Annotated in this window: 20 protein-coding genes; 11 read left to right on the top strand and 9 right to left on the bottom strand. The window is 73.6% G+C overall.

Annotated elements, in window-relative coordinates; genetic code table 11:
• Positions 1 to 63: 63 nt before the first annotated feature.
• The 4 genes from BS83_RS30845 to BS83_RS30830 all read left to right on the top strand — a co-directional run bounded on the left by BS83_RS30845 (position 64) and on the right by BS83_RS30830 (position 4,548).
• On the top strand, positions 64 to 1,302 hold the full coding sequence (locus BS83_RS30845; protein ID WP_051944365.1) for a homogentisate 1,2-dioxygenase: 1,239 nt from the start codon (positions 64 to 66) through the stop codon (positions 1,300 to 1,302).
• Positions 1,299 to 2,156 carry a hypothetical protein gene (locus tag BS83_RS30840; protein WP_084714385.1) on the top strand — a complete coding sequence of 286 codons (858 nt, stop codon included), beginning with the start codon at positions 1,299 to 1,301 and terminating at the stop codon, positions 2,154 to 2,156. Before BS83_RS30845 ends, BS83_RS30840 begins: the two co-directional genes overlap by 4 nt.
• A 155-nt stretch (positions 2,157 to 2,311) precedes the next feature.
• On the top strand, positions 2,312 to 3,547 hold the full coding sequence (gene fahA / locus BS83_RS30835) for a fumarylacetoacetase (protein ID WP_037606710.1): 1,236 nt from the start codon (positions 2,312 to 2,314) through the stop codon (positions 3,545 to 3,547).
• A gap of 110 nt (positions 3,548 to 3,657) precedes the next feature.
• A complete protein-coding gene (locus BS83_RS30830; RefSeq protein ID WP_037610195.1) occupies positions 3,658 to 4,548 on the top strand; it encodes a DUF1254 domain-containing protein in 891 nt (296 codons plus the stop codon).
• A gap of 7 nt (positions 4,549 to 4,555) precedes the next feature.
• Here BS83_RS30830 and BS83_RS30825 read toward each other — a convergent pair whose 3' ends face one another.
• The 4 genes from BS83_RS30825 to BS83_RS30810 form a co-directional block, all read right to left on the bottom strand.
• Positions 4,556 to 5,251 (bottom strand): TetR/AcrR family transcriptional regulator, encoded by a 696-nt coding sequence (locus tag BS83_RS30825; RefSeq protein WP_084714382.1) that lies wholly within the window; start codon positions 5,249 to 5,251, stop codon positions 4,556 to 4,558.
• Complete coding sequence (locus tag BS83_RS30820; protein ID WP_084714379.1) at positions 5,244 to 6,113, bottom strand: fatty acid desaturase family protein; 870 nt, start codon at positions 6,111 to 6,113, stop codon at positions 5,244 to 5,246. The genes BS83_RS30825 and BS83_RS30820 overlap by 8 nt, the downstream gene beginning before the upstream one ends.
• Positions 6,110 to 7,678: a phytoene desaturase family protein gene (locus tag BS83_RS30815; RefSeq protein ID WP_084714376.1), complete on the bottom strand. Its 1,569-nt coding sequence runs from the start codon at positions 7,676 to 7,678 to the stop codon at positions 6,110 to 6,112. Before BS83_RS30815 ends, BS83_RS30820 begins: the two co-directional genes overlap by 4 nt.
• Before the next feature lie 176 nt (positions 7,679 to 7,854).
• Entirely contained in the window at positions 7,855 to 9,027 is a 1,173-nt protein-coding gene (locus BS83_RS30810) for an alpha-hydroxy-acid oxidizing protein (protein ID WP_037606709.1), read from the bottom strand.
• Between the two features lie 106 nt (positions 9,028 to 9,133).
• Here BS83_RS30810 and BS83_RS30805 point away from each other — a divergent pair, with 106 nt between their 5' ends.
• Positions 9,134 to 10,120: a helix-turn-helix domain-containing protein gene (locus BS83_RS30805; protein ID WP_232248530.1), complete on the top strand. Its 987-nt coding sequence runs from the start codon at positions 9,134 to 9,136 to the stop codon at positions 10,118 to 10,120.
• 49 nt (positions 10,121 to 10,169) lie between these two features.
• Complete coding sequence (locus BS83_RS30800) at positions 10,170 to 10,646, top strand: VOC family protein (RefSeq protein WP_084714367.1); 477 nt, start codon at positions 10,170 to 10,172, stop codon at positions 10,644 to 10,646.
• A gap of 70 nt (positions 10,647 to 10,716) precedes the next feature.
• On the opposite strand, the gene BS83_RS30795 is transcribed toward BS83_RS30800, so the two are convergent.
• Both BS83_RS30795 and BS83_RS30790 read right to left on the bottom strand, forming a co-directional pair.
• Positions 10,717 to 11,529 (bottom strand): peptidyl-tRNA hydrolase, encoded by an 813-nt coding sequence (locus BS83_RS30795; RefSeq protein ID WP_037606708.1) that lies wholly within the window; start codon positions 11,527 to 11,529, stop codon positions 10,717 to 10,719.
• Between the two features lie 34 nt (positions 11,530 to 11,563).
• Positions 11,564 to 12,823, bottom strand: coding sequence for an MFS transporter (locus tag BS83_RS30790; RefSeq protein WP_051944364.1), 1,260 nt, complete (start codon positions 12,821 to 12,823; stop codon positions 11,564 to 11,566).
• 233 nt (positions 12,824 to 13,056) lie between these two features.
• Here BS83_RS30790 and BS83_RS30785 point away from each other — a divergent pair, with 233 nt between their 5' ends.
• The 3 genes from BS83_RS30785 (at position 13,057) to BS83_RS30775 (ending at position 16,945) form a co-directional block, all read left to right on the top strand.
• The gene (locus BS83_RS30785) at positions 13,057 to 14,754 is read left to right on the top strand and encodes a class I adenylate-forming enzyme family protein (protein ID WP_037606707.1); all 1,698 of its coding nucleotides are present in this window, start codon (positions 13,057 to 13,059) and stop codon (positions 14,752 to 14,754) included.
• Positions 14,755 to 14,879: 125 nt separating this feature from the next.
• Complete coding sequence (locus BS83_RS30780; RefSeq protein WP_037610188.1) at positions 14,880 to 15,419, top strand: GNAT family N-acetyltransferase; 540 nt, start codon at positions 14,880 to 14,882, stop codon at positions 15,417 to 15,419.
• A 128-nt stretch (positions 15,420 to 15,547) separates the two neighbouring features.
• Complete coding sequence (locus BS83_RS30775; RefSeq protein ID WP_198035330.1) at positions 15,548 to 16,945, top strand: HNH endonuclease signature motif containing protein; 1,398 nt, start codon at positions 15,548 to 15,550, stop codon at positions 16,943 to 16,945.
• 63 nt (positions 16,946 to 17,008) lie between these two features.
• On the opposite strand, the gene BS83_RS30770 is transcribed toward BS83_RS30775, so the two are convergent.
• The 3 genes from BS83_RS30770 to BS83_RS30760 are packed head-to-tail and all read right to left on the bottom strand — an operon-like array spanning position 17,009 to position 19,903.
• Positions 17,009 to 17,476, bottom strand: coding sequence for an SCP2 sterol-binding domain-containing protein (locus tag BS83_RS30770; RefSeq protein ID WP_037606705.1), 468 nt, complete (start codon positions 17,474 to 17,476; stop codon positions 17,009 to 17,011).
• A gap of 47 nt (positions 17,477 to 17,523) precedes the next feature.
• Positions 17,524 to 18,408 (bottom strand): MaoC family dehydratase, encoded by an 885-nt coding sequence (locus BS83_RS30765; RefSeq protein WP_037606704.1) that lies wholly within the window; start codon positions 18,406 to 18,408, stop codon positions 17,524 to 17,526.
• A 4-nt stretch (positions 18,409 to 18,412) separates the two neighbouring features.
• Positions 18,413 to 19,903 (bottom strand): 3-oxoacyl-ACP reductase, encoded by a 1,491-nt coding sequence (locus tag BS83_RS30760; RefSeq protein ID WP_037606702.1) that lies wholly within the window; start codon positions 19,901 to 19,903, stop codon positions 18,413 to 18,415.
• Between the two features lie 77 nt (positions 19,904 to 19,980).
• Here BS83_RS30760 and BS83_RS30755 point away from each other — a divergent pair, with 77 nt between their 5' ends.
• Together BS83_RS30755 and BS83_RS30750 are read left to right on the top strand one after the other, a co-directional pair.
• On the top strand, positions 19,981 to 21,285 hold the full coding sequence (locus BS83_RS30755) for an acetyl-CoA C-acetyltransferase (RefSeq protein ID WP_037606700.1): 1,305 nt from the start codon (positions 19,981 to 19,983) through the stop codon (positions 21,283 to 21,285).
• A 419-nt stretch (positions 21,286 to 21,704) separates the two neighbouring features.
• Positions 21,705 to 23,633, top strand: a complete 1,929-nt coding sequence (locus tag BS83_RS30750) for an AMP-dependent synthetase/ligase (protein WP_037606698.1) — start codon at positions 21,705 to 21,707, stop codon at positions 23,631 to 23,633.
• The last annotated feature ends 35 nt before the right edge of the window (positions 23,634 to 23,668 follow it).

Genomic DNA, 23,668 nt, shown 5'->3' with positions numbered 1-23,668 from the left:
CGTCAATACTGGTCCTGTCAGGGTGCCAGGAACAGCAGAACAGCAGCCCGGGAGGCGACGAAGGTGGCCTACTACCGCAGCGTGGGCGCGATCCCGCCCAAGCGGCACACGCAGCACCGTGCGGCGGACGGCTCGCTGCACTACGAGGAGCTGATGGGCGAGGAGGGCTTCTCCTCCGACTCCTCGCTGCTCTACCACCGCGCGATCCCCTCCGCGATGGTCGACAGCAGGGTCTGGCGGGTCGACGAGGGCAAGCCGGAGGCGAACCACCCCCTCAAGCCGTTCCACTTCAAGCTGCACGAGCTCTTCCCCGGCGCGTCCTGGCGGCAGGCCGACCCGGTGCGCGACCGGCGGGTCGTGCTCGCCAACGCGGACCTGCGGATCGCCTACGTCGCCGCCGGGCTGCCGTCCCCCCTCTACCGCAACGGGATAGGGGACGAGTGCGTCTACGTCGAGTCGGGCACCGGCGTCCTGGAGAGCGTCTTCGGCAGCATCGAGGTGCACCAGGGCGACTACGTGATCATCCCGCGCGCCACCACGCACCGCTGGCTGCCGACCGGTGACGCCCCGCTGCGCCTCTACGCCATCGAGGCGAACAGCCACATCACCCCGGCCCGGCGCTACCTGTCGAAGTTCGGGCAGTTGCTGGAGCACGCGCCCTTCTGCGAGCGCGACCTGCGCGGCCCGGTCGGCCCGCTGCTGGTGGACGACGACGGGGACGTCGAGGTCTACGTCAAGCACCGGGTCGGCGGCGGCGTCGGCGGCTCGGTCATGGTGATGCCCACCCACCCGTTCGACGTGGTCGGCTGGGACGGCTGCCTCTACCCCTACGCCTTCAACATCGCGGACTACGAGCCGATCACCGGCCGGGTCCACCAGCCGCCGCCGGTGCACCAGGTCTTCGAGGGCAACAACTTCGTCATCTGCAACTTCGTGCCCCGCAAGGTCGACTACCACCCGCTGTCGATCCCGGTGCCGTACTACCACTCCAACGTGGACAGCGACGAGGTCATGTTCTACTGCGGCGGTGACTACGAGGCCCGCAAGGGCTCGGGGATCGGCCAGGGCAGCGTCTCGTTGCACCCCGGCGGCCACACCCACGGCCCGCAGCCGGGCGCGTACGAGCGCAGCATCGGCGCCGAGTTCTTCGACGAGCTGGCCGTCATGGTCGACACCTTCCGCCCGCTGGACCTGGCCGAGGGCGCCCGCGCCACCGACGACGGCCGCTACGCCTGGAGCTGGAGCGGCCGCGGGCCCGAGGACCGGGCGGGCGGAGACCTCGCCGGGGAGTCGGACGAGTGAGGCCCATCCACACGGTTCCCCTGCTGCTCGCCGGGCTCTGCGACGACGCGGCGCTGTTCCCGCCGGGGAACGCCCCGGTCGCGGACGCCGTCCCGGCCCACCGGGCGCATCGGCGCGCCTGGTACGCGCCGCTGGTCGGACCGTTCCTCCTCGGGGCCGACCGGATCGCCGAGGTCGGCGCGGCCGCGGGGGAGGAGGAGCCGCTGGACGTGGTCCTCGTCATCCGCAGCGGACCCGCCGCGCTGCCCGCCGCGGTCGCCGAGCTGGCCAAGTGGCCAGGGCTGCGCCTGGTCGGCGTCGAGCTCGGGCCGGACCAGGACGGCACCCCCGCCGAGGCGGCTGCGCGCGGCTGCGCGGCGCTGGACCGGGAGCTTCCTGGCCAGCACGTCAGCGGTGCGGTCGAGTTGCGGCGCGGCGGGGGCCTCGAACTGACCCTCGACGTCATCGCGGCCTCGCCGTACCGGGCCAAGTACCGCACCGGCGGCCTGGCGTCGCAGGACTTCCCCGACGCGGTGGAGCTCGCGGCCTTCGTGACCGGCTGCGCCTCGCGCGAGGTGGCGTTCAAGTGCACCGCCGGCCTGCACCACGCCGTCAGGCACACCGATCCGGCCACCGGCTTCACCCACCACGGCTTCCTCAACATCCTGCTCGCGGCGCACTTCGCGGTGCAGGGCGCCGACGCGGGAGCCGTCGCCGAAGTGCTCGGCGACCACGGCAGCGAAGGACTCGCCGCGGTGGCGGCCGAACTGACCCCGGCTCAGGCCGGTGCCGCGCGCAAAGCCTTCACCGCCTATGGCACCTGCAGCATCCTGGAACCGCTGGAGGACCTCTCGGCCCTCGGCCTGCTCGCCTGAACGGAACGAAGCGGAGCGGAGCCGAACCAAGCGGAACGGGGCGGCGCGGGGCGAGCCGGCCCGCCCCGGTCGGCCGACCTCCCCGTTCCACCCCCCTCTGCTCCGGACCGCCCTATCGCCCCACTCTGCCGCCTGCCCTCTGCCCTGGAGTCCGCGTGACCACCGCATCCTGGCTGGACCTTCCCTCCGACTCGCCGTTCGGCGTGCACAACCTGCCCTACGGCGTCTTCACGACGGCAGGGGACCCGCGCCGCAGGATCGGTGTGGCGATCGGCGACCAGGTACTCGAACTCGCGGGCGCAGCCCACGCCGTGGGCCACGCCGAAGAGCTGCTGGAGCTCCTCTCGGCGCCCTCGCTCAACCCGCTGATGGCGGCCGGGCGCCAGGAGTGGACCGCGCTGCGGGCGGAGATCACCCGCTGGCTGACCGACCCGGCCCTGCGTCCCCTCGTCGAACCGCACCTGACCCCGCGCGCCGACGTCACCCTGCACCTGCCCTTCGAGGTCGGCGACTACGTCGACTTCTACGCGTCCGAGCACCACGCCTCCAACCTGGGCCGCCTGTTCCGTCCGGGTTCCGAGCCGCTCACGCCCAACTGGAAGCACCTGCCCATCGGTTACCACGGCCGCTCCGGCACCGTGGTGGTCTCCGGCACGCCGGTCGTCCGCCCGCAGGGCCAGCGCAAGGCGCCGGCCGACGCTGCGCCGAGCTTCGGGCCGAGCCGCAGGCTCGACATCGAGGCCGAGGTGGGCTTCGTCGTCGGCGCGCCCTCCGCACTGGGCACGGCGGTTCCGCTGGAGGCCTTCGCCGACCACGTGTTCGGCGTCTGCCTGGTCAACGACTGGTCCGCGCGCGACATCCAGGCCTGGGAGTACGTGCCGCTGGGCCCGTTCCTCGGCAAGTCCTTCGCGACCTCGGTCTCCCCGTGGGTGGTGCCGCTGGACGCGCTGGCGACGGCGCGGGTCGCCCCGCCCGCCCGCGACGTCGAGCCGCTGCCCTACCTGGACGACCGCGACGCCAAGGAGCCCTGGGGCCTGGACATCACGATGGAGGTCCGGATCAACGGCACCGTCGTCTCCCGGCCGCCCTTCGCCGCCATGTACTGGACCGCGGCCCAGCAGTTCGCCCACATGACGGTCAACGGCGCGAGCGTCCGCCCCGGCGACCTGTTCGCCTCGGGCACCGTCAGCGGTCCCGACCGCGGCACCGAGGGCGCGCTGATCGAGCTCACCTGGAACGGCGAGCGTCCGGCCACCCTGGCTGACGGCAGCACCCGCGCCTTCGTCGAGGACGGGGACGAGGTCGTCATCACCGCCACCGCGCCGGGCCCGGACGGCACCGTCATCGGCTTCGGCGAGGTCGCCGGACGCGTCCTGCCCGCGCGAGGCTGAGGCCGCGTCGCCGACGCTCGCGCCACCCGGGTGGCCTCCCCCGGGTGGCGCAGCCGCCGCCTCCGGTCCACCCTCGGGTAGCAGGGCCAGTACGGCAGGAAGAGGCGCAGATGGCATTCCCGCCCGTCGAGGAGATCCGCCGCACCGCCGCCGAGGGGTGGATCTGGGGTTATGCCCTGCTGGAGAACTACCGCGTGCTGTACCAGCAGGCGGTCGAGGGCGAGGGCTTCGGCGTGTTCCAGCACGAGTCGCCGCCGACCGGCGCCGGCGGGCCGCCGTCCGCCTGGGCCTGGCTGGACCTGCGCACCGAGCCGTGGGTGCTGAGCGTTCCCGCCACCGAGCGCCCCTACGTGCTGGCCGCCCAGGACCTGGACACCAGCTACGTCGCCTTCGTCGGCTCCCGCAGTACCGGCGGGGCGGCGGGGGACCACCTGCTGGTCGGCCCCGGCTGGCAGGAGCGGACGCCGGACGGCGTCGCCCAGGTCATCCGCGCCGAGACCGCACTGGTCGGGCTGACCGGCCGCACCGCGCCCGTCGAGGAGGGCACGGAGGAGGCGTTCGCCGCCTTCCGCCGCGGCTTCAGACTCCGTCCGCTCAGCGACTTCCTCGGCCGGGGCACGCCCGAACCCGCATCCGAGCCCACCTGGCCGGTGTGGCGGGACGAGGTGCTGGACACCGTCGAGTTCTTCACCGTCCTGGACTTCCTGCTCGGCTTCTGCCCGGTGCTCCCGCTGGAGTCCGTGCTGCGCGAGCGCCTGGCGACGCTGGGCGTCGGGACGGGCAGAGGCGAGTTCGAGCCCGGCGACCTGCCCCCCGACGCCGAACTGGCCATGGAGCACGGCATCGCCGACGCCCGCGCCCGCCTCGCCTCCGCGAAATCCGCCCACGGCCCGGACGCCGTCCTCTTGGGCACCCGCGCCGAACTGGCCGGCGACCACCTCTCCCGGGCTCTCGGCGCGGCCGTGGCCATGCACACCCTGCCGGCCTACGCCTGGTTCTGACGGGCGGTCATCCGGCGCTGCCCCCGTGCGGGTCCTCTCGCGCCGCCTCGCTTCGGAGGCCCGACCGGGGTGCCGGTGACGACGACGGCCGTCGGCCTGCGGCGGCGGGCCGAGCGCGGCGTCGTACCCGCGGGATCCGGTCGAAGACCACGGCCAGTCGTGCTGCCTGGTCGAAGAGTTCGGCCGGGCGACTGCCGTCCTGGTCCAGGTGGGTCAGGGTCTCCATGCCCAGGTAGAAGGCGACCGCCGCACGGGCGGCCACCGGCACCCTGACCACCTGGGCGAGGGGCTTGCCGCGCAGCAGGGTCGTCATCAGCTCCTCGGCCAGCCTCTCCCAGCGACGGGTCTCGGCGGACAGCTGCTCGGCGAGCGGGGTCCCCGGTCGTGCGCCCGCGTAGATCTCCTGGACGGCGGAGATGTGCCCGGACTCGGCGTCCTCCCGGTACAGCGAGCGCAGGGCGGCCACCACGGGGCGGGCCCGGTCCATGCCCGCGAGCGCCTCGCGGTAGCGCGCCGCCCGCGCGCCGGAGGTCTGTGCGAGCGCGGCGACCAACAGGTCGTCCAGATCGGCGAAGTGGTAGTAGATCACCCCGGGCGCGAAGCCGCCGCGCTGGGCGATCGCACGGGCGGTCGTGCCGCCGTAGCCGTGCGCGACGAGCGTGCCGAGGGCCGCGTCGATGACCCGGCCGCGGGTGTCAGACAACGCGCACCGGCCGGACGCCGTGGGACCGCAGGTAGCCGTCGAGTCGGCGGGCCAGCTCGGGGAGGTGGTGGCTGGGGACCTGCGGGTAAAGGTGGTGCTCCAGATGGTAGGTCAGTTCCAGGAAGAGGGCCGGGACGAGGCGCCCGCGCAGGGTCCGGGTCTGGTTCAACGGCGAGTCTCCGTAACCGTGGTGGGGCAGATGCACGGTCAGCAGCGGATACACCCAGCTGCCGACGATCACCATCGCCGTGTAGACCAGCACCCCGGGGACGCGGGGCCAGAGCGCGACTCCCGCCGCGAGGGCGGCGAAGGGCGCCGCCGCCTCGGCCAGCAGCCGGCCGCGTTCGCCCGCGTCGTCCGCCCGACGGAACGCCCACCACCACAGGCGCGGCAGGAACACCGGCCCGTGGCAGACCGCCTGGAGGAAGGTCAGATCGGCGGGATGCCCCTCGGGGTCGTCCGGGTGCGGGAAGAGCCGGTGGTGCCGGGTGTGCGAGGCCCGGTAGGCGTGACCGCTCTCCAGCAGGACCAGCCCGAGCGCGAACAGCGCCCAGTGCGAAGCCCTTCGGGAGAGCCCGAGCGAGCCGTGGACCACGTCGTGGGTGGCGGTGACCACCGCCACGAAGGCGGCGAAGACCAGCAGGGGAGCGGCCCACCACCAGCCCGCCCATGCGGCGGCGGCGAAGCAGGCCACCGCCGCGAACGGACGGCTGAGCGTGACGGCGCGCCGCGCGCGGGAGGTGTGCAGCAGGTCGGCCCCGAGCTCGGCCAGGCCGGGCGCGTCGACGGGACGGCCGCGGGTGGTTGCCGAGGGTGAGGGCGAGGGGCGGGGGGAGGAGGCCGGGGGTGGTGCGGTCGTCATTGGCGGAACCCCTTCTCGCGGACCATGCCCTCTGCGACGATGCGGCTGCCCAGCACGCAGGCGACGGTGCCCAGCCCCGGCCAGGTGGAGTCGCCGACGAGCCACAGGCCGCTGCCGCGCCCCGCCAGGTCGTGCGGGAGGGCGTGCTGGTTGGTGTTCGCCGGACGTTGCCGCGGCCCGCCGACCGCGCCCGCGGGCCGGAAGGCGAAGCGTTCGTAGCTGCGCGGCGTGCCGGCCTGCACGATCACGGCGCGCTCGCCCAGACGCGGAAAGGCACGGCGGGCCTGGTGGATCAGCAACTCGGTGAGTTCCTTCTTGCGCTGCTGGTAGCCCACCTCGTCGAGCCCCTGCCAGGCGGCGAGCTCGGTATGGGTCGAGATCATCACCGCGCGGTGCCCGGGCGGAGCGCTGAGCGTGTCGCCCTGAGCCGAGACGGAGACGAACATGTTGTTGCCCTCGCCCAGAGGCCGCCGGTAGCTGTGCATCAGTTGATGGTGCGTCAGGGTCTGGCCCGTGACCTCGTCCTCCGGCACGCCGAGCAGCACCACGCAGGCGCCGCCCAGTGCGTCCGCGTCCCGGCGCAGGAACGGGCGGAGCCTGGCCGCGACCGGCAGCGTCGCGCAGATCCGCGCGGTGGTGGAGGCCGGGACCGCGCAGACGACGCGGCGAGCGCAGACGGCCGCCCGCCGCGTCGTCAGCGTGTACCGGTCCGGGCCGCCGTCGACCCCCGTGACGGCGGACGCGAACCTCAACCGGCCGCCCAGTGCCCGGTAGTGCGACACCAGGGCGCGCCAGAAGCCGTGCATCCCGCCGGTGTGCCGGCTCAGCCCCGCGCCTCGGATCGTCACGCCGAGGGCGGCGTTGATCAGTGGGGCGTCGTCGAGACCGGTGTGCACGGTGTCCTCGACGAGCATGGCGAGCAGGCCGGTCAGCGGGAGGTCGTCGCGCAGCCCGTGATGACGCAGCGCGTCACCCAGGGTCCAGCGCAGGTAGCGGGCCAGGGGCAGGCCGGTCGCGCCGAGCGCGCGCACGTCCTGCAGTGCGGCGGCGGGCCCGCGCACCGGCAGCCGAACCCCGGCGCGGCTGGCCCGCCAGAAGGTCTCGGCCAGCCGGTCCAGCAGCGCCCAGAACCGGCGGTGCGGCTCGCTGTCGCCCAGCGCCCGCAGGCGCTCGGCGTGCCATAGGCCGGGGTCGCGGTGCAGCACGAGCTCCCGGTCCGGCAGGAAGGCCCGGTAGCCGGGCAGCGGCTCGGCGTCGAGGGGACCGAGCCCCACGCTGTCGAGCAGCTCCGCGCCCACGCCCCCGGCTTCGAAGTCGACCAGCGTGGTCGCTCCCACGTCGAAGGAGAACCCGCGCCTGCGGTAGTACCCCGCGCAGCCGCCCGCGTGCCCGTGCGCCTCCAGCACGACGGTCGACAGCCCGGCGGCCTGGAGCCGCAGCGCGGTCGCCATCCCCGCCATGCCCGCGCCGACGACGGCGACGTCGAAGGCCGCGTCGAGGGTGTGAGGGGTGCCGGGGGTGTCAGGGGCGGGCGCGTCGCTGTTCTGAACATCCGTTCTGAACATGTGTACAGGGTCGTCCGGCGTGGGGTGCACCGTCAATGACCATGCGTCAGAAAGACAGGCCCGCTCCGCTTCCGCGGGACGCGGGGGCGGAGCGGCTCGGGTCGGGCGGCGGGTCGCGCCGGGTCGGGCGGCGGATCAGATGGTGGATCAGCCTGCGGTGCGGGACGGCCGAGCGGTCACACCCGCACGGCCCGCAGCGCGCCGGGGGCGCGGAGGTCGGCCAGGGTGGGGTAGCCGTCGACGGCCATGATCAGATCGGCCTCCGCGAGCAGCGTCTTCAGCACGTGGACGATGCCGTCCGTGCCGCCCAGGGCCAGGCCGTAGGCGTAGGGGCGGCCGATGCCCACGGCCGTCGCGCCGAGCGCCAGCGCCTTGATCGCGTCCGCGCCGGAGCGGACGCCGGAGTCGAAGAGGACCGGCAGTCCGTCCGCCGCCTCGACCACGCCCGGCAGGGCGTCCAGCGCCGGCAGGCCGCCGTTGGCCTGGCGGCCGCCGTGGTTGGAGCAGTAGAGCCCGTCCACGCCGGCGTCGCGTGCGCGCCGGGCGTCGTCGGGGTGACAGATGCCCTTCAGGATCAGCGGCAGTCGGGTCAGCGAACGCAGCCATTCGAGGTCGTCCCAGGTCAGCGGGTTGCCGAAGAGCTGGGTCCAGGTGAGCACCGCGGTGGTCGGGTCCTCCTCCGGGGTCTTCTCCAGACGGGACCGGAAGACTGGATCGGAGAAGTAGTTCGCCAGGCAGTGTCCGCGCAGCTGCGGGAAGTTGCCCGTCGCCAGGTCGCGCGGGCGCCAGCCGGTCACCCAGGTGTCGAGGGTGACCACGATCCCGGCGAATCCTGCTGCCTCGGCCCGCTGCACCAGGCTGGCGGCGAGCTCGCGGTCGGTCGGGGTGTAGAGCTGGAAGAGGCCCGGCGTGCCGTCGAACTCCTTGGCCACCTCCTCCATCGGGTCGACGGTCAGGGTCGAAGCGACCATCGGCACGCCGGTCCTGGCCGCCGCCCGCGCGGTCGCGAGATCCCCGTGTCCGTCCTGGGCGCACAGCCCCACGACGCCGACCGGGGCCATGAACAGCGGAGTGGGCAGCGTCAGCCCGAACATCTCCACGCTCAGGTCGCGCTGCTGCGCGCCGACCAGCATCCGCGGCACCAGCCCCCACCCGTCGAAGGCCCGGACGTTCGCGTCCTGCGTCCGCTCGTCGCCCGCGCCGCCCGCGACGTAGGACCAGACCCCGTCCGGCAGCGCCGCCTCCGCCCGCCGTGCCAGCTCGGCATGGGCCATCGGCAGCTGAGGAGGCCGCCCGAAGAGGCCGTTGATGTAGATCTCGTTCTGGTAGTCGCCGAACTGCTGACTCATCGTGCCGCGCGCCTCCCCGTCGAGTGGTTGTGGTCGTTCGACAGCCTGACCCAGCGAAGTGATCACTGGCAAGGACGCGCGTCGGACCGCGCGCGAGAATGGGGGAGTGGAAGCCGACACGAGCAGCGGCCCGGCCGGTCCGAGCGGCGTCGTCGGCGAGGCCGGCGGCGGTGTCGACGGCGACGTGAGCGGCGTCGCGCGCAGCGTCGTCGGTGGCGGTCCCGGCCTCGTCGACGAAGCCGTGAGGGGCGTGCCCGCGCCACCTCTGCGCGGCCTGGTCGGCTGGTACTCCGGCTACCGGCAGCGCGGCGTGCCGGAGACCAGGCACCGGGGCCTGCCCTCGCCGTACCTGACCCTGATCCTCACCCTCGACGAACCGCTGACCGTCGCCGCGCACCCCGATCCGCGCGACCCGCCGGGGGACTACCGCACCCTGCTCGGCGGGCTGCACACCTCACCTGCGCTGATCGAGGTGCCCGGACGTCAGTCCGGCGTCCAGGTCGCCCTCGGTCCGCTCGGCGCACGCGCCCTGCTGGGCCTGCCCGCCGGCGGGCTCGCCGGGATCGACGTGCACGCGGACGACGTGCTTGGCCCCGACGCCAGCGTGGTCCACGAGCGACTGCGCGAGGCCGACGGCTGGACGGCGCGCTTCGGCGTCCTGGACGCCTGGCTGCTGGGCCGGCTCGGACGCCTGGGCGACCGTCTCGGGCCACCGCCCGAGGTGCTGCGTGCCTGGCAGCTGCTCCTGGCCTCCGGCGGCCGGGTCAGGGTCGCGGCTCTGGCGGAGGAGGTCGGCTGGAGCGGACGCCACCTGCAGAACCGGTTCCTCGCCGAGATCGGGCTCACCCCGAAGGCCGCCGCCCGCGTGGTCCGCTTCGACCTGGCCCGCCGCGGCCTCGCCCGCGGCGTGGCGTCCGCAGGGACGGCGGTGGGCCTCGGCCGGCCGAACCTGGCGCTCCTGGCCGCGGACTTCGGGTACGCGGACCAGTCCCACCTCGACCGCGAGTTCACCGCACTGGCCGGCTGCACACCGAGCGCGTGGCTGGCGGAGGAGTTCCGAAACGTCCAAGCCGGTCACCACCCGCCCGGCTGACGCTGGACGGGTACCGCACGTCCGGCGCGTCCGAGGAGGCACATCCGCCATGAGCACCGAGTCCGTTCAGCACGCCGAGTCCGCCGAACAGCGCGAGCCCGCCGACCGGCGCGAGCCCGGTTCGCGTGTGCCGCCGGCCCCGCAGGTCTGGCCGACCCTGCGGGCCAAGGACGCGCGGGCGCTGATCCGCTTCCTGGTCGACGCCTTCGGCTTCGAGGAGACCGTCGTCTACGGCGAGGGCGAGCTGGTCGAGCACGCGCAGCTGTCCTGGCCCGAGGGCGGCGGGATCATGCTCGGCTCGGTCCGCGACACCGACGCGGGCGACGCGTGGCCGCTGCGCCCCGGCTCCTTCGGGGCCTACGTCGTCACCGCCGATCCCGACGCCGTCTGCGCCCGGGCCCGTGCCGCCGGGGCCGAGATCACCTCCGGCCTGCACGAGACCGACTACGGCTCCCGTGACTTCGCCGCCCGCGACCCCGAGGGCAACCGCTGGTCCTTCGGCACCTATCCGGGGGAGCCGCGCTGAGGCGCGGGGTGCGGGTCGGCACGGCGGAGCGGGTCGGAGCGGGTCGGCCCGGGTGCGGATTCCCGGGCTGTCAGCCCGCGCGCAGCGCCGGGTGATCCGACACGACGGTGCAGGAGCCGGGCGCGATCTCGGTGAAGCCCGCGTCGCGGACCACAGGGAGCCCCGCCGTCGTCAACGCCGGCCAGGCCGACGCGGGGGAGACGCGGACGGCGAGCGGAAACCCGTCCGCGCGCCATGCCGTACGGGCCGCCTCCGGCAACGCCCACCAGGCGAGCTGCGCCGCGTGGCCGACCTGCGCCATGGCCTTCCCGGTCGACATGTCGAGCTCCGGGTTGAGCCAGAGGACCGGCTCGTCGGGACCGGCGGCGGGCGGCGGGGCGTCGTCGGTCAGTTCGGTACCTGAGACCTGGAGCTTGGCCAGCTCCTTGGGCCAGCCGTCCAGCGGGATCGGCGGGAAGACCCGTACCTCGGCGGCCTTGCCCGTGGTGGTCAGCCCAGGAAGCTCCTCCGCCTTGCGCCACTCCGCGCCGCGCGCCCGCCGCACCACCTTGCGGATCCTGGCGTCCTGCCAGGCCGCGACCGCCTCGGCCCACTCCCCGTCCGGCGCGGTGACCCGCTCGTCGGTCAGGAACGCCAGCACGGCCCGGGCCGCCGTCTCGAGCGCGTCGGTGTGCTCGGGGGGATCGGCCCGCTCGATCCGGACGACCAGCGGCAGTACGTACTGCGGCGCGCTGTCGCGCTGGTCCGCCCGGTCGGCGAACGGGTGGTCGGAGGTCCGCGTCGGCTGCGCGGGCGCAGGGGCGGGCGCAGGGGCGGGCGCAGGGGCGGGCGCAGGGGCGGAGGAGGGGGTTGAGGCGGGGGCGGGAGTGGGGTCGCTGGTCACCGGTCAAGTGTCGCAGCTCGTCCCGCGCCCGGGATCAGGCGTCGACCTCGGCGGGGTGGGTGAGGCCCCACTCGCCGTCGGACTCGCCTTCCAGCTCACCGGCGGTCGCCCGTTCCAGCAGGCCGTGCGCCGTCGAGAGGATCACGATGCCCAGCACCAGCACGCCCGCGCCCAGGTAGAACGGCACGTGCACGCCGTAGTGCTCGACCAGCTTGCCCGCCGCGTAGGGCGCGAGCCCGCCACCGATGAAGCGGACGAACCCGTAGGCGGCCGAGGCGATCGGCCGCTCGACGGGGGAGACGGACATGACGGCCTGGGTGGTCACCGTGTTGTTGATCCCGATCGGGATGCCCGCCGCGATCACGGCGACGATCAGCACCGCCTGGTGGTCCGTCCAGAGGCCGATGGCCAGCACGATCAGTGCGAACAGGGCGAGGTTGGCGTACAGGGTCCTGGCCGTCCCGAGGCGACGCTCGACCCACGGTGCGCCGAAGACAGCGAACACCGCCACCAGCGCGCCCCAGCCGGTGAAGACCCAGCCCAGCTGGATCGCGCCGAGGTGCATCGGGAACGGCGCGTAGCCGAGAACGGTGAAGAAGGCCCAGTTGTAGCAGAGCGCCGCGAGCGAGATGGTCAGCAGACCGCGGTGGCGCAGCGCCTTCAGCGGTTCCAGCAGCCCGGTCCGCCGTTCGGGCAGCGGCAGCGGCTCGACCAGGACGGCGGTCGCGATCAGCGCGATCGCCATCAGCGCGGAGACCCCGAAGAACGGCCCGCGCCAGCTGACCTCGCCGAGGAGTCCGCCCAGCAGCGGGCCGACCGCGATGCCGAGGCCCAGCGCGGTCTCGTAGAGGATGATCGCGCCGACGAATCCGCCACTCGCCGAGGCGATGATGACGGCCAGCGAGGTCGCGATGAACAGCGCGTTCCCGACACCCCATCCGGCCCGGAACCCGACAATCCCGCTGATGCTGCCGGAAGCGCCGGCCAGTGCGGCGAAGACGACGATGATCGCGAGCCCGACGATCAGTGTCTTCTTCGCGCCGATCCGGCTGGAGACCCAGCCGGTCACCAGCATGGCCAAGGCCGTGACCACCAGGTAGCTGGTGAACAGCATCGTCACCTGGCTGGGCGTGGCCCGGAGCTGGCTCGAGATGGCCGGAAGGATCGGGTCGACGAGCCCGATGCCCATGAAGGAGACGACGCAGGCGAAGGCGACGGCGAAGACGGCCTTGGGCTGCTTGAACGGGCTGGCGGTGGCGCCGGCTGTCCCGGCGGCGGCTTCGGCTGGTTGCATAAGACAAACATATACCTGCAACGTACATCTATCTAGGGGATGGTGTTGCCGGACTCTCGGCGGCCACTGGCCCGGGCTGATCCGGGCCGATCCCGGCCCGATCCTGTCCTGGGCGTGGACAGGCCCATCTGCCGCGCCTAGCTTGGCGACAGCCGCGTCCGCCCACGTCGGCCCGTCCGACGTCGCGCCCGCGCGCCCTCGTCCGCGCTCGCCCTCTCGAAGGGAGTCGTCGGTTGACCCGCGCCCTCTGGCCCGTCGGCCTGCCCCGCACGCTCGACTATCCGACCACCGGCCTGCACACCCTCCTCCCCTCGGCGGCCCGCGCCTACGGCGCGCGCACCGCGTTGGTCGACGGGGAGCTGCGGCTCAGCTTCGCGGAGGTCCACGACAAGGCGTTGCGCTTCGCGCAGGGCCTGCGGGAGCGGGGCGTCGTGCCGGGCGCGGTCGTCGCACTGGTGCAGCCGAACAACATCTGGTTCGCCGTCAGCTATCAGGGCGCGCTCCTCGCCGGAGCCACGGTCTCGCCCATCAACCCGACCCAGCCGGGCGAGGCGCTCGCCGAGTGCCTGCGCGAGATCGGCGCGACCGCGCTGGTCACCCACCCCGCCTGCCTGCCCGCCCTGCGGCAGGTGCTCGACGCCGATCCTGAGCTGCTGACCGTCCTCGTCCCGCCCACGGCCACCGCGCCCGCGCCGCCGCCCAGGCCCGGTCCGGCCGTCGACGCCGGACGCCTCGTCCCGCTGGCGGGCCTGCTCGCCGCGGCTCCCGCGCCCGCCACGCCGCGCAGCCCCGACGACCTCGCGCACCTCTCCTTCACGGGCGGGACGACGGGACGCTCGAAGGCGGTGCGGGTGCGTGACCGGCACGTCTGGGCCAACGTCCTGCAGTCCACCTGCGCCCGCTCGGCCGTTCTGCCCGAGTACGACGCGGACGGGCTGGTGACGCTGCGTCGGATTCCCGAGGCGGTCACCCCGTGGACGGGCGAGCCGGGCGAGGAGACGGCCGTCAACGTGGTGCCGGTGTTCCATGCGATGGGCCTGATCAGCGCCAGCGTCGCACTGCTGGGCGGCATCACCGTCGTCGGTCAGGGCCGCTTCGACCCGCGCGACTTCCTTGCGGCGATGGTCCGGCACCGCGCCACGACGGTGACCGGCTCGCCCGCCCTGCACCATGCGCTGCTCGCGGCCATCGACGCCGGCTCCTACGACCTGCGCGCCGTCCGGGTCGTCTCCTCGGGTGCGGCCCCACTCGACTCCCCGACCATCGCCCGCCTCACCGCCGCCTTCCCGAACGCGGCCGTGGCGGAGGGCTACGGGCTGACCGAGGCGACGATGGCGCTCACCCTGGTCACCCCGAACCGCGAGGAGCCGGCTGAGCCCGGCTGCGTCGGCGTGCCGCTGTTCGACACCGAGCTGGAGATCCGCTCGCTGACCGACCCCGCCAAACCGCTCCCGGTCGGCGAGACGGGCCTGGTCCACGCCCGCGGCCCGCAGGTCGCCGACGGCTACCTCGGCCGGCCGGAGCTGACCGCCGAGCAGTGGAGCGACGGGTGGCTCGCCACCGGCGACATCGGCCGACTCGACGACAGCGGCCAGTTGTTCCTCTCGGGCCGAGCGAAGGACATGCTCATCTACAAGGGGTACAACGTCTATCCGACCCATCTGGAGGAAGTCCTCGCGGCACACCCGGCCGTCGCCCAGGTCGCGGTGATCGGCATCCCCGACCCCGACGCGGGCGAGATCCCGGCCGCGTACGTGGTGCTGCGCGCGGGGGCTGAGGCGCGGGAGGCCGAGCTGCTCGCCTTCGTGGCGGAGCGTGTGGCGCCGTACCAGCGGGTCCGCGAGGTCCGCTTCCTGCCCGCGCTGCCGCTCTCGGCGGCGGGCAAGATCCTCAAGACGGAACTGCGGGCCCTGCACGCCCGGGAGGGCTGATCGGCGCTCGGCGACGGGCTGCGGCGGCCGGGGCGTGGCGGCAGGGTGTGTCGGACAGGGGATGGCGGGCAGGGTGTGGCGGGCAGAGTGTGGCGGACGGGCGCGACCTGGGGCAGGCTGTCGGTGTGCGTGATCATCTGGAGATCCCAGGCGGCCCGGGCCTGAGCCTGCGGCGCTGGCGAGCGGTGGACGCGGGCGCGGTGCTCACCGCGTTCGCCGATCCGCTGATGGCCGCGCAGGCCGTCGATCCGGTCGACTCGCTCGCCGCCGCCGAGCGTTGGATCGCCGGCCATGACGCGCGATGGGCCTCCGACGCCGCGTTCGCCTTCGCGGTCGTCGACGACGGAGGCAGGGGGCAGGTGCTCGGAAGCGTCGCGGTGGGCGCGGTCGACCGACGGCACGCGACGGGCTGGGTCTCCTACTGGACAACGGCCGAGGCGCGCGGCCGGGGAGTGGCGAGCGCCGCCTGCCGCACCGTGGCCGACTGGGCGTTCGCCGATGCCGGACTCTTCCGCCTGGAGCTCGGGCACCGGGTCGACAACCCCGCCTCGTGCCGGGTGGCGACGTCTGCTGGCTTCTCGATGGAGGGGCTGGAGCGGCAGAAGCTGCAGTACGACGGGGTCCGGTACGACGTCGAGCTGCACGCCCGGCTCGCGACAGACTGACCGTCAGACGGTGCTTGAGCTGGGGGTTTTCACTCTTGTGAGTGATGGTGTGGGGCTTGGTGGGGTGTCATAATTGTTCTATGGACGCCTCGATGTTCGGGGGCGGGTGTGAAGACGGAGATGCGTCCATGGGTGAGGTGTTTTCCGCCTCGCTGGGGGACGTGTTCCGTGCGGATCCCCTGACCCCCTCAAGCTCCCGCCAGGCCCGTGCTGCGAGCACGGAGCCGCTGCGGACCCTGCCCTCTTCTTCTCTGACGTTCTTGGCCGCGCTCGCGGCGGAGGACGACGACACCCTGTGCGCGGCCGGTGGCCCGTTCCAGGCCGAGCAGCTCCTCGCGCTGGTCCGGTTCGAGGAGATGGTGGGGGCGGAGCTGGCGCGTCGGGTCGCGGTGTTCGACCGCACCGGCGCGGTGGCCGCCACCCGTTCGCGGACGGCGAAGGGGTTCCTGCAGACGCACGGGCAGTTGAGTGACCGGGCGGCGAAGCAGCTCGTCGAGCGGGCCCGCCGCCTGGACACCCTGCGCACCGTCCGCGCCGCGCAGGCGGCGGGGGAACTCTCGGCCAGCCAGGCGGAGGTCATCGCCCACGAGATCACCGACGTGGAGGACCCGCAGGCCCGGGAGCAGGCCGAAGAACTCCTGGTCGGGCAGGCCAAGACCCTCCACCTCGGTCAGTTGAAGCAGGCCGCCCGGCAGGTCCGCGCCCATCTGGTCGAGGAGCAGGAGCCGCAGGCGAAGGACGCCCCGGCGCTGTTCCGGTCCACGGCGAGGCTGTCGCAGACCGGCACGTCGGATGACCCGTTCTGGGTCCTGACCGCCGAACTGTCGGCCGTCGCCGGGGAGAAGCTCCGCGTCGCCCTGGAGGCGGCGATGGGCACCCCCGTCGAGGGCGAGACCCGCAGCCATCCGGAGCGGATGGGCGACGCCCTGGAGGCGGTCGCCGACCTCGCGCTGGGCTGCGACAAGCTCCCCACCACCGGCGGTCAGCGCCCCCACTTCACGGTCATCGCGGACCTGGACGCGCTGCGGGAGGAGTGCCCCGCCCACCCCACCTTCACCGACGACGACCCCGAGCAGCCCCCGGCCGACGACGACATGTCGGGGTTGCTGCACCCCGTCGGTGTCGCCACCTCCACCCGTGGGTTCCATCTTCCGCGGTGGCAGGCCCGTAAGGAGTCCTGCGACTGCCGGCTCCGCGTCATCCTCACCAAGGGCCAGGGCAAGCCGGTCTCCATCGGCCGCGCCACCCGCACCGTCCCCGCGCACCTGCGGGACGCGGTCATCGCCCGGGACCGGCACTGCGTCTGGCCCGGCTGCACAAGGCCACCCACCTGGTGCGAGGCCCACCACCTGACCCACTGGGCCGACGGCGGCCACACCAGCCTGAACAACCTGGCCCTGCTGTGCGGGGAACACCACACCGACCTCCACCACACCGGCTGGGAGTTGGAGATGACCAACGGCAGGCCCAGGGCGGTGCCGCCACCGGACACACCCCCACCCCCCAACACCCGCTACCCCCGCTGAACAACCCCACAACGTGCCGATGAGCCGCCCACCCGGCGGCCCATCGGCACGCCCACGTGACGGTCAGGCCTTGGGGATGTCGAAGTAGTGGGTCAGGCGGGCGGCCAGGCTCAGGTCACCGGCAACCTTCAGCTTGCGGGAGAAGAACATCGTCACCGGGCTGGCGTTGCCGGAGACGAGGTTGAGGAACTCGGTGTCGCCCAGCGTGAGCGTGACGCGCGACGTGGCGTCGGTGCGGCCCTCGGTGACGTTGCAGGTGCCCTTGTCGATGGAGGTCTCGAAGACGTTCCCGCCTTCCGGGCCGACCTTCCAACGGATCAGGGCGACGGTCTGGCCGGCGTTGTCCGGGCGGAACTGGCGTTCCATGCGGGCGAAGACCTCTCGGAGGATCTGCAGGCGCAGGTCCCCGCGCAGGATCTCCTGGATCTCCTTGCCGGACAGGCCCTTGACCAGACGGGCGAACTCCTGCGGGGACACGCTGGCGAAGTCCAGCTCGGCGAGCTGGGCGGCGGTGGTGGCGCTGTCGGCCATGGTGAGTGCTCCTGGGTGGAAGTGGCGGATGCTGAAGGGGGAAGCGGTCAGTGCGGGGTGACGCGGCCGAGGAGATGGTGGTGTTGGGCGGTCGGGTCGGTCAGCTGGAAGGACCAGCCCGCGTCCGAGAGGCGCGCCGCGCGGAAGCGGACCGCGCCCGGGAGCAGCACGGGTCGGCGGAAGTCGACGCCGGCGGTGAACGCGTCGGGAAGGTGTGGCTCCAGCGCTGCCAGTGACCGCGCCTTGGTCCACATGCCGTGGGCGATCGCCCGGCGGAAGCCGAAGAGCCGTGCCGTCAACGGGTGGAGGTGGATCGGGTTGCGGTCGCCGGAGACCGCCGCGTACGCGCGGCCGAGGCCTGCCGGGAGGGACCACGGTATGTCGAGCTCGGCCGCAGGCAGGTGCTCGTCCCCGGCACGCGGGGCGGGGCCGCCGCCGGGGGAGCGGTGGAGGTAGGTGCTGACGGATCGCCAGACGGGATCGCCCGGCCCGGTCGATTCCGCGACCTCCGCGACGACCTCGAAGACCTGGCCCTTGGGGTGCCCGCGGGGCGCGGTCGCCGAGACGCGGTAGTCGAGGTGGGCGTCCGGGGCGATCGGGCGTCTCTGCTCGATCCGGTTGGCCAGGTGGACGAGACCCAGCAGTGGCAGCGGGAAGTCACGGGCGGTCATCAGCACCAGCGACAGCGGGAACGCGGTCAGGTGCGGATAGGTGACCGGAAGGCGGTCCTCGGCGGTGAACCCGCACAGCTCGCGGTAGCGGTGGAGCCGTTCGGCGTCCGGCGCCGCGCCGCGCAGTGCGACGGCCCGTTCGGGCGTGTGGGCCGCCTGGCGGCGTGGCTTGGGGAGGAGGGCGCGGGCGTAGAGGCCCGCCGCGCCCGGTACCGACGGGAGATCCCGAGAGATGACGGGCTGAGGGGTGGCTTCGGTCATGGCGTCACGCTCCGAGCAGGGCTTGGCCGCAGACCCGCAGGACCTGTCCGCTGATGCCCGCGCTGGCCGGGGCGGCGAGGAAGGCGACGGCCTCTGCGACGTCGACCGGCTGTCCGCCCTGCTTGAGGCTGTTGAGCCGACGTCCGGCCTCGCGGATGAAGAGCGGAACGGCGGCGGTCATCTGCGTTTCGATGAACCCGGGCGCGACCGCGTTCACGGTGATGCCGCGACCGGCGACGGCCTCGCTCGGGGCGAGGGCCTCGACCAGGCCGATGAGACCCGCCTTGCTGGCCGCGTAGTTGGACTGCCCGACGTTGCCCGCGATGCCGCTGATGGAGGAGGTGCAGACGATCCGGCCACCGGCACGGAGGACCGGCCCGTTGCCGCCACCGTCACCAGGGCCGTCGCCCCGGCCGCCCTCGTCGCCGTCGCCGTCGCCGTTGGCGAGCAGTGCGTCGGTGAGCAGCGCGTCGGTGAGCCGTTCGACCGCGGTCAGGTTGACGGCCACCACCGCGTCCCACTGGCCGGGCTCCATCCGGCCGAGGGTGCGGTCTCGGGTGATTCCGGCGTTGTGGACGACGACGTCCACGCCGCCGTGCTGCTCCCGGAGGTGGGCGGCCACCTGGGCGGGGGCGTCCGGCGCGGTGAGGTCGATCTCCAGGGCGTCGCCGCCGAGGCGCGCGGCTACCGCCCGCAGCTCCGCGGACTGTGCGGGGACGTCGAGGCAGACGACCCGCGCGCCGTCGCGGGCCAGGGTCTCGGCGACCGTCGCCCCGATGCCTCGGGATGCGCCGGTGACCAGGGCGATCCGGCCGTCGAGCGGTCGGTCCCAGCGCAACGCCTCGGCCCTCACGATGGCGGGCTCGGCTGCCGCGACCCGCAGGACCTGGCCGGAGACGTAGGCGCTGCGTGCCGAGAGCGCGAAGCGCAGTGGCGAGCCGACGGTTTCCTCCGCGCCGGGGGCGACCAGCAGCAGGTGCGCGGTCGCACCCCGCCGCAGTTCCTTGCCGACCGAGCGGACGAAGCCCTCGAGCGCGCGCTGCGCGGCGGCTTCGCCCGGGTCGACGGCCAGTTCGGGCGGCGTGCCGAGGACGACCACGCGGCCGCAGGGGGCGAGCGAGCGCACGCGGGTGTGGAAGAACGAGTGGAGGGCGCCGAGCCGTGCGCTCTCGCGGATGCCGGTCGCGTCGAAGACCAGGGCGGCGGCCGGTGCGTCGCCCGCCTCCGCGCCCCTTGCCTCGGTGCCGTCCGGTGCCTGCCGGCCTGCCCTGTCCACGCTGCCCGCCTCGCGCGTCGGCACGTCCCAGTCGGCGAGCAGTTCGCTGACCGGTTCGACCAGCCGGCCGCCCTCGGTCGCGCCGAGCAGAACCGGGCCGGTGATGTCGGGGACGCCGTCCTGACGCCGCCTCAGCGGCTCCGGCCGGGGCAGGCCAAGGCGCGCGGCCACGAACCCGCCCGGCCCGCTCGCGGTCCACGACAGGTAGCGGTCCGACATCTTGATTTCTCCTTACGGGTGAGTAAGTTTACTAGAGAGTAAGTTCACCGCCGCCCCCCGCACAAGGAGCTGTCGCCGTGTCTTCACCCGCGTCCCCTGCCGCGCTTCCGACCGCGCGCCGCGTGGCGATCCTGGGCGGCAACCGGATCCCCTTCGCCCGTGCGGACGGTCCCTATGCGACCGCCTCCAACCAGGAGATGCTGTCCGCCGCCCTCGCGGGTCTCGTCGACCGCTTCGGGCTGGCCGGGGAGCAGTTGGGGGAGTTCGTGGCCGGCGCGGTGCTCAAGCACAGCCGGGACTACAACCTCGCCCGCGAGGTCGTCCTCGGCAGCGCGCTCGACGCCCGCACCCCCGCCTACGACCTGCAGCAGGCCTGCGGAACCGGCCTGGAGGCGGTGATCCTGCTGGCGAACAAGATCGCACTCGGTCAGCAGGAGTGCGGCGTCGCGGGAGGTGTGGACACCGCGAGCGACGCCCCGCTGGGGGTCAACGACGAACTTCGGCGCGTGCTGCTGGGCGCGCGTCGGGCGCGAGGCCTCGGCGGGCGCGTGCGCAGCCTTGCCGGCGTACGCCCCCGCCACCTCGTGCCGGACATCCCGCGCAACGCGGAACCGCGTACCGGCCTCTCGATGGGCGAGCACGCGGCGCTGACCGCCGCGCAGTGGGGCATCCCGCGTGCGGACCAGGACGCGCTGGCCGCCACCAGCCACCGCCGGCTCGCCCAGGCGTACGAGGACGGGTTCCTCGCGGACCTGCTCACTCCCTTCCGCGGCCTGGACCGGGACCAGAACCTGCGCCCGGACAGCAGCGTGGAGAAGCTGGCCCGTCTGAAGCCGGTCTTCGGCGGCGCCGACGGCACGATGACGGCAGGCAACTCGACGCCGCTGACGGACGGCGCGTCCACCGTGCTGCTCGCAAGCGAGGAGTGGGCGGCGCGGCGCGGACTGCCGGTGCTCGCGTATCTGACGCAGTCGCGCACCGCGGCGGTCGACTTCTTGCACGGGGAGGACGGGCTTCTGATGGCCCCGGCCTTCGCGGTGCCGGCGATGTTGGCGGCCGCCGGGCTGGGCTTCGCCGACATCGACCTCTTCGAGATCCACGAGGCCTTCGCCTCACAGGTGCTGGCCACCCTGGCAGCGTGGGAGAGCGCGGAGTTCTGCAAGTCCAGGCTCGGCCTGGACGCACCGCTCGGCGTGGTGGACCGCGACCGGCTCAACGTCGCCGGCTCGTCGCTGGCCACCGGCCACCCCTTCGCCGCGACCGGCGGACGGATCGTCGCCACGGCGGCGAAGCTGCTGCACGAGCGCGGCGGCGGCCGGGCCCTCATCTCCATCTGTGCGGCGGGAGGCCAGGGCGTCACCGCGCTGCTCGAAGCTCCGTAGCCTGCTGCGGCGGCCCGGCGGCCCGGCGGGCGTGGTCGAGCGCAGGACGCGCCGACGGCGGCCAGCCCCCGTCCCATCCCGGCCGCCGCCCGCCCGGCCCCATCCCCGCCGCCGCTCGCCCAGCCCAAGGCCCGGCCCAACACCAGGCCTGCCCCGCGCCGCCACACGCCGGAGCTCCCCAGGTCGGGGCGGCGCCAGGCCATCCCGCCCGATTCCACCCCTCCCCGATTCCACCCCTCCCCGATTCCACCTCTCCCCGACTACACCGCCGCGCCACCCCGCCGTACCGCTCAAGCCGGTGCCGTTCCACGCCCGCACACGCCCGTCCGCCGTACCACCCACCGCCGTACCACCCACCGCCGTACCACCCACCGCCGTACCACCCACCGCCGCACCACCCCACCTCGCAGGAGCCGCGCATGGGTACCACCTTCTTCCAGGATCTGAGAGCCGCCCGCGCGCGGCCCGACCTCGCCGATCGCGTGAAGTTCGAGTTTGTCCGGGAGGACGGCGTCGTCCGGGAGGTGCGGGCCGCGCCCTTGGTCGGGGCGCTGCCGCACGGGAGCCTCGCCGACGTGCCGTTCGACAACGCCGCCGCCGACCCCGACGCGATCGCGCTCCGGCGGCTCACGGCCGGAGGCTGGGAGCCGGTCACCGCGGCGCGGTTCGCCGAAGACGTCGCCGGTGCGGCCAAGGGGTTGGTCGCCGCCGGGGTCGAACCGGGCGACCGGGTCGCCCTGATGGCGCGCACGCGCTACGAGTGGACCGTGCTCGACTTCGCCGTCTGGGCGGCGGGCGGGCAGACCGTGCCCGTCTATCCGACCAGTTCCGCCGAGCAGGTCGACTGGATCATGCGCGACTCCGGCGCGGTCATGCTGCTGGCCGAGTCCCCCGAGCTGGCGAAGCTCACCGCGCCCGTGCTGGACGAACTGCCGGTGCCGGTCCGGCTCTCGGTGCCCACCGTCGACGAGGACCTGCTCGGCTTCCTCGCCGACCTCGGGCACGAGGTGCCCGCCCGGGAGATCGAGCGCCGACGGGCCGAGGTCACCCCGGACTCCGTGGCCACGCTCGTCTACACCTCCGGAACGACCGGCCGCCCCAAAGGCTGCGTGCTCACGCACGCCAACCTGCACGCGGGATCGGCCAACCTGGTCGAGCTGCTGCAGCCGGTCTTCGTCGAGGCCACCCACCAGACGCCGACGACGCTGATGTTCCTGCCCCTGGCCCATGTTCTCGGGCGGATGCTGCAACTGGCCTGTCTGCTGGGGCGGATCACCATCGGGCTGTTTCCCAGCATCAAGCCCGACGAACTCCGGCCCGAGCTGGAGCGGTTCGGCCCCACCTTCCTCGTCGCCGTGCCGTACTTCTTCGAGAAGGTCCACGACACGGCCCGTGCCATGGCGGAGCGGATGGGCCGCGGTGCGTCCTTCGTGCGGGCCGACCGGATCGCCGTCGCCTACGGTGAGGCCGAGATGCAGCGGTTGCTCGGTGACGGGCCCGGTCCGGATCTCGCGCTGCGCGCCGCGCACGCACTGTACGACCTGCTGGTCTACCGGCGGGTGCGCAAGGCGCTCGGCGGATCGGTGCGATACGCGATCAGCGGCGGTTCGGCCCTGGATCAGCGGCTGGCGATGTTCTTCTTCGGCTGCGGCATCATCATCTACCAGGGCTACGGCCTCACCGAGACCAGCGCCGCCACCACCGTCACGCCGCCGCTCGACCCGCGCCCCGGCAGCGTCGGCCGCCCGGTGCCCGGCGCGACGATCAGGATCGCCGAGGACGGCGAGGTGATGCTGCGCGGAGGCAGCGTCTTCTCCGGCTACTGGAACAACGTGCAGGCCAGCCAGGACGCACTGCCAGGCTCCTGGCTCGCCACGGGGGATCTGGGCGAGCTCGACGCCGACGGCTACCTGACCGTCGTCGGCCGCAAGAAGGACATCCTCATCACCAGCGGCGGGAAGAACGTCTCGCCGAGTCTGCTGGAGGACCGGCTGCGCAGTCGAGCCCCGGTCGGGCAGTGCATGGTGGTGGGCGACGGCCGTCACTACATCGGCGCGCTGATCACCCTGGAGCCGGAGGCGGTCGAGCACTGGCTCGCCGTCCGCAGACGGCCCAGGGACACGCCGTTCGCCCTGCTGCGCGCCGACCCCGAACTGCTGGCCGAGGTGCAGCGGGCGGTGGACCACGCCAACGAGGCGGTGTCGCGGGCCGAGTCGATCCGGCGCTTCGTGCTCGTCGAGGGGGAGTTCACCGAGGACAACGGCCTGCTGACGCCCTCGCTCAAGGTCAAGCGCCACGCCGTCGCCACCGCCTACGCACGGGAGATCGAGGAGCTCTACGGTGAGTGAGAGGAAGCCGGACCAGAGTCTGAAGGAGAGGCCGG

The sequence above is a fragment of the Streptacidiphilus rugosus AM-16 genome, assembly GCF_000744655.1.
Lineage (GTDB): Bacteria > Actinomycetota > Actinomycetes > Streptomycetales > Streptomycetaceae > Streptacidiphilus > Streptacidiphilus rugosus.
This window is presented reverse-complemented; position numbering and strand designations above follow the sequence as displayed.

Bases quoted from the DNA above. Each gene is read 5' to 3' on its own strand.
- BS83_RS30830 (WP_037610195.1), top strand. From the start codon at position 3,658: ATGGCATTCCCGCCCGTCGAGGAGATCCGCCGCACCGCCGCCGAGGGG.
- BS83_RS30820 (WP_084714379.1), bottom strand. From the start codon at position 6,113: ATGACGACCGCACCACCCCCGGCCTCCTCCCCCCGCCCCTCGCCCTCA.
- BS83_RS30815 (WP_084714376.1), bottom strand. From the start codon at position 7,678: ATGTTCAGAACGGATGTTCAGAACAGCGACGCGCCCGCCCCTGACACC.
- BS83_RS30810 (WP_037606709.1), bottom strand. From the start codon at position 9,027: ATGAGTCAGCAGTTCGGCGACTACCAGAACGAGATCTACATCAACGGC.
- BS83_RS30800 (WP_084714367.1), top strand. From the start codon at position 10,170: ATGAGCACCGAGTCCGTTCAGCACGCCGAGTCCGCCGAACAGCGCGAG.
- BS83_RS30790 (WP_051944364.1), bottom strand. From the start codon at position 12,823: ATGCAACCAGCCGAAGCCGCCGCCGGGACAGCCGGCGCCACCGCCAGC.
- BS83_RS30775 (WP_198035330.1), top strand. From the start codon at position 15,548: ATGGGTGAGGTGTTTTCCGCCTCGCTGGGGGACGTGTTCCGTGCGGAT.
- BS83_RS30770 (WP_037606705.1), bottom strand. From the start codon at position 17,476: ATGGCCGACAGCGCCACCACCGCCGCCCAGCTCGCCGAGCTGGACTTC.
- BS83_RS30765 (WP_037606704.1), bottom strand. From the start codon at position 18,408: ATGACCGAAGCCACCCCTCAGCCCGTCATCTCTCGGGATCTCCCGTCG.
- BS83_RS30760 (WP_037606702.1), bottom strand. From the start codon at position 19,903: ATGTCGGACCGCTACCTGTCGTGGACCGCGAGCGGGCCGGGCGGGTTC.
- BS83_RS30750 (WP_037606698.1), top strand. From the start codon at position 21,705: ATGGGTACCACCTTCTTCCAGGATCTGAGAGCCGCCCGCGCGCGGCCC.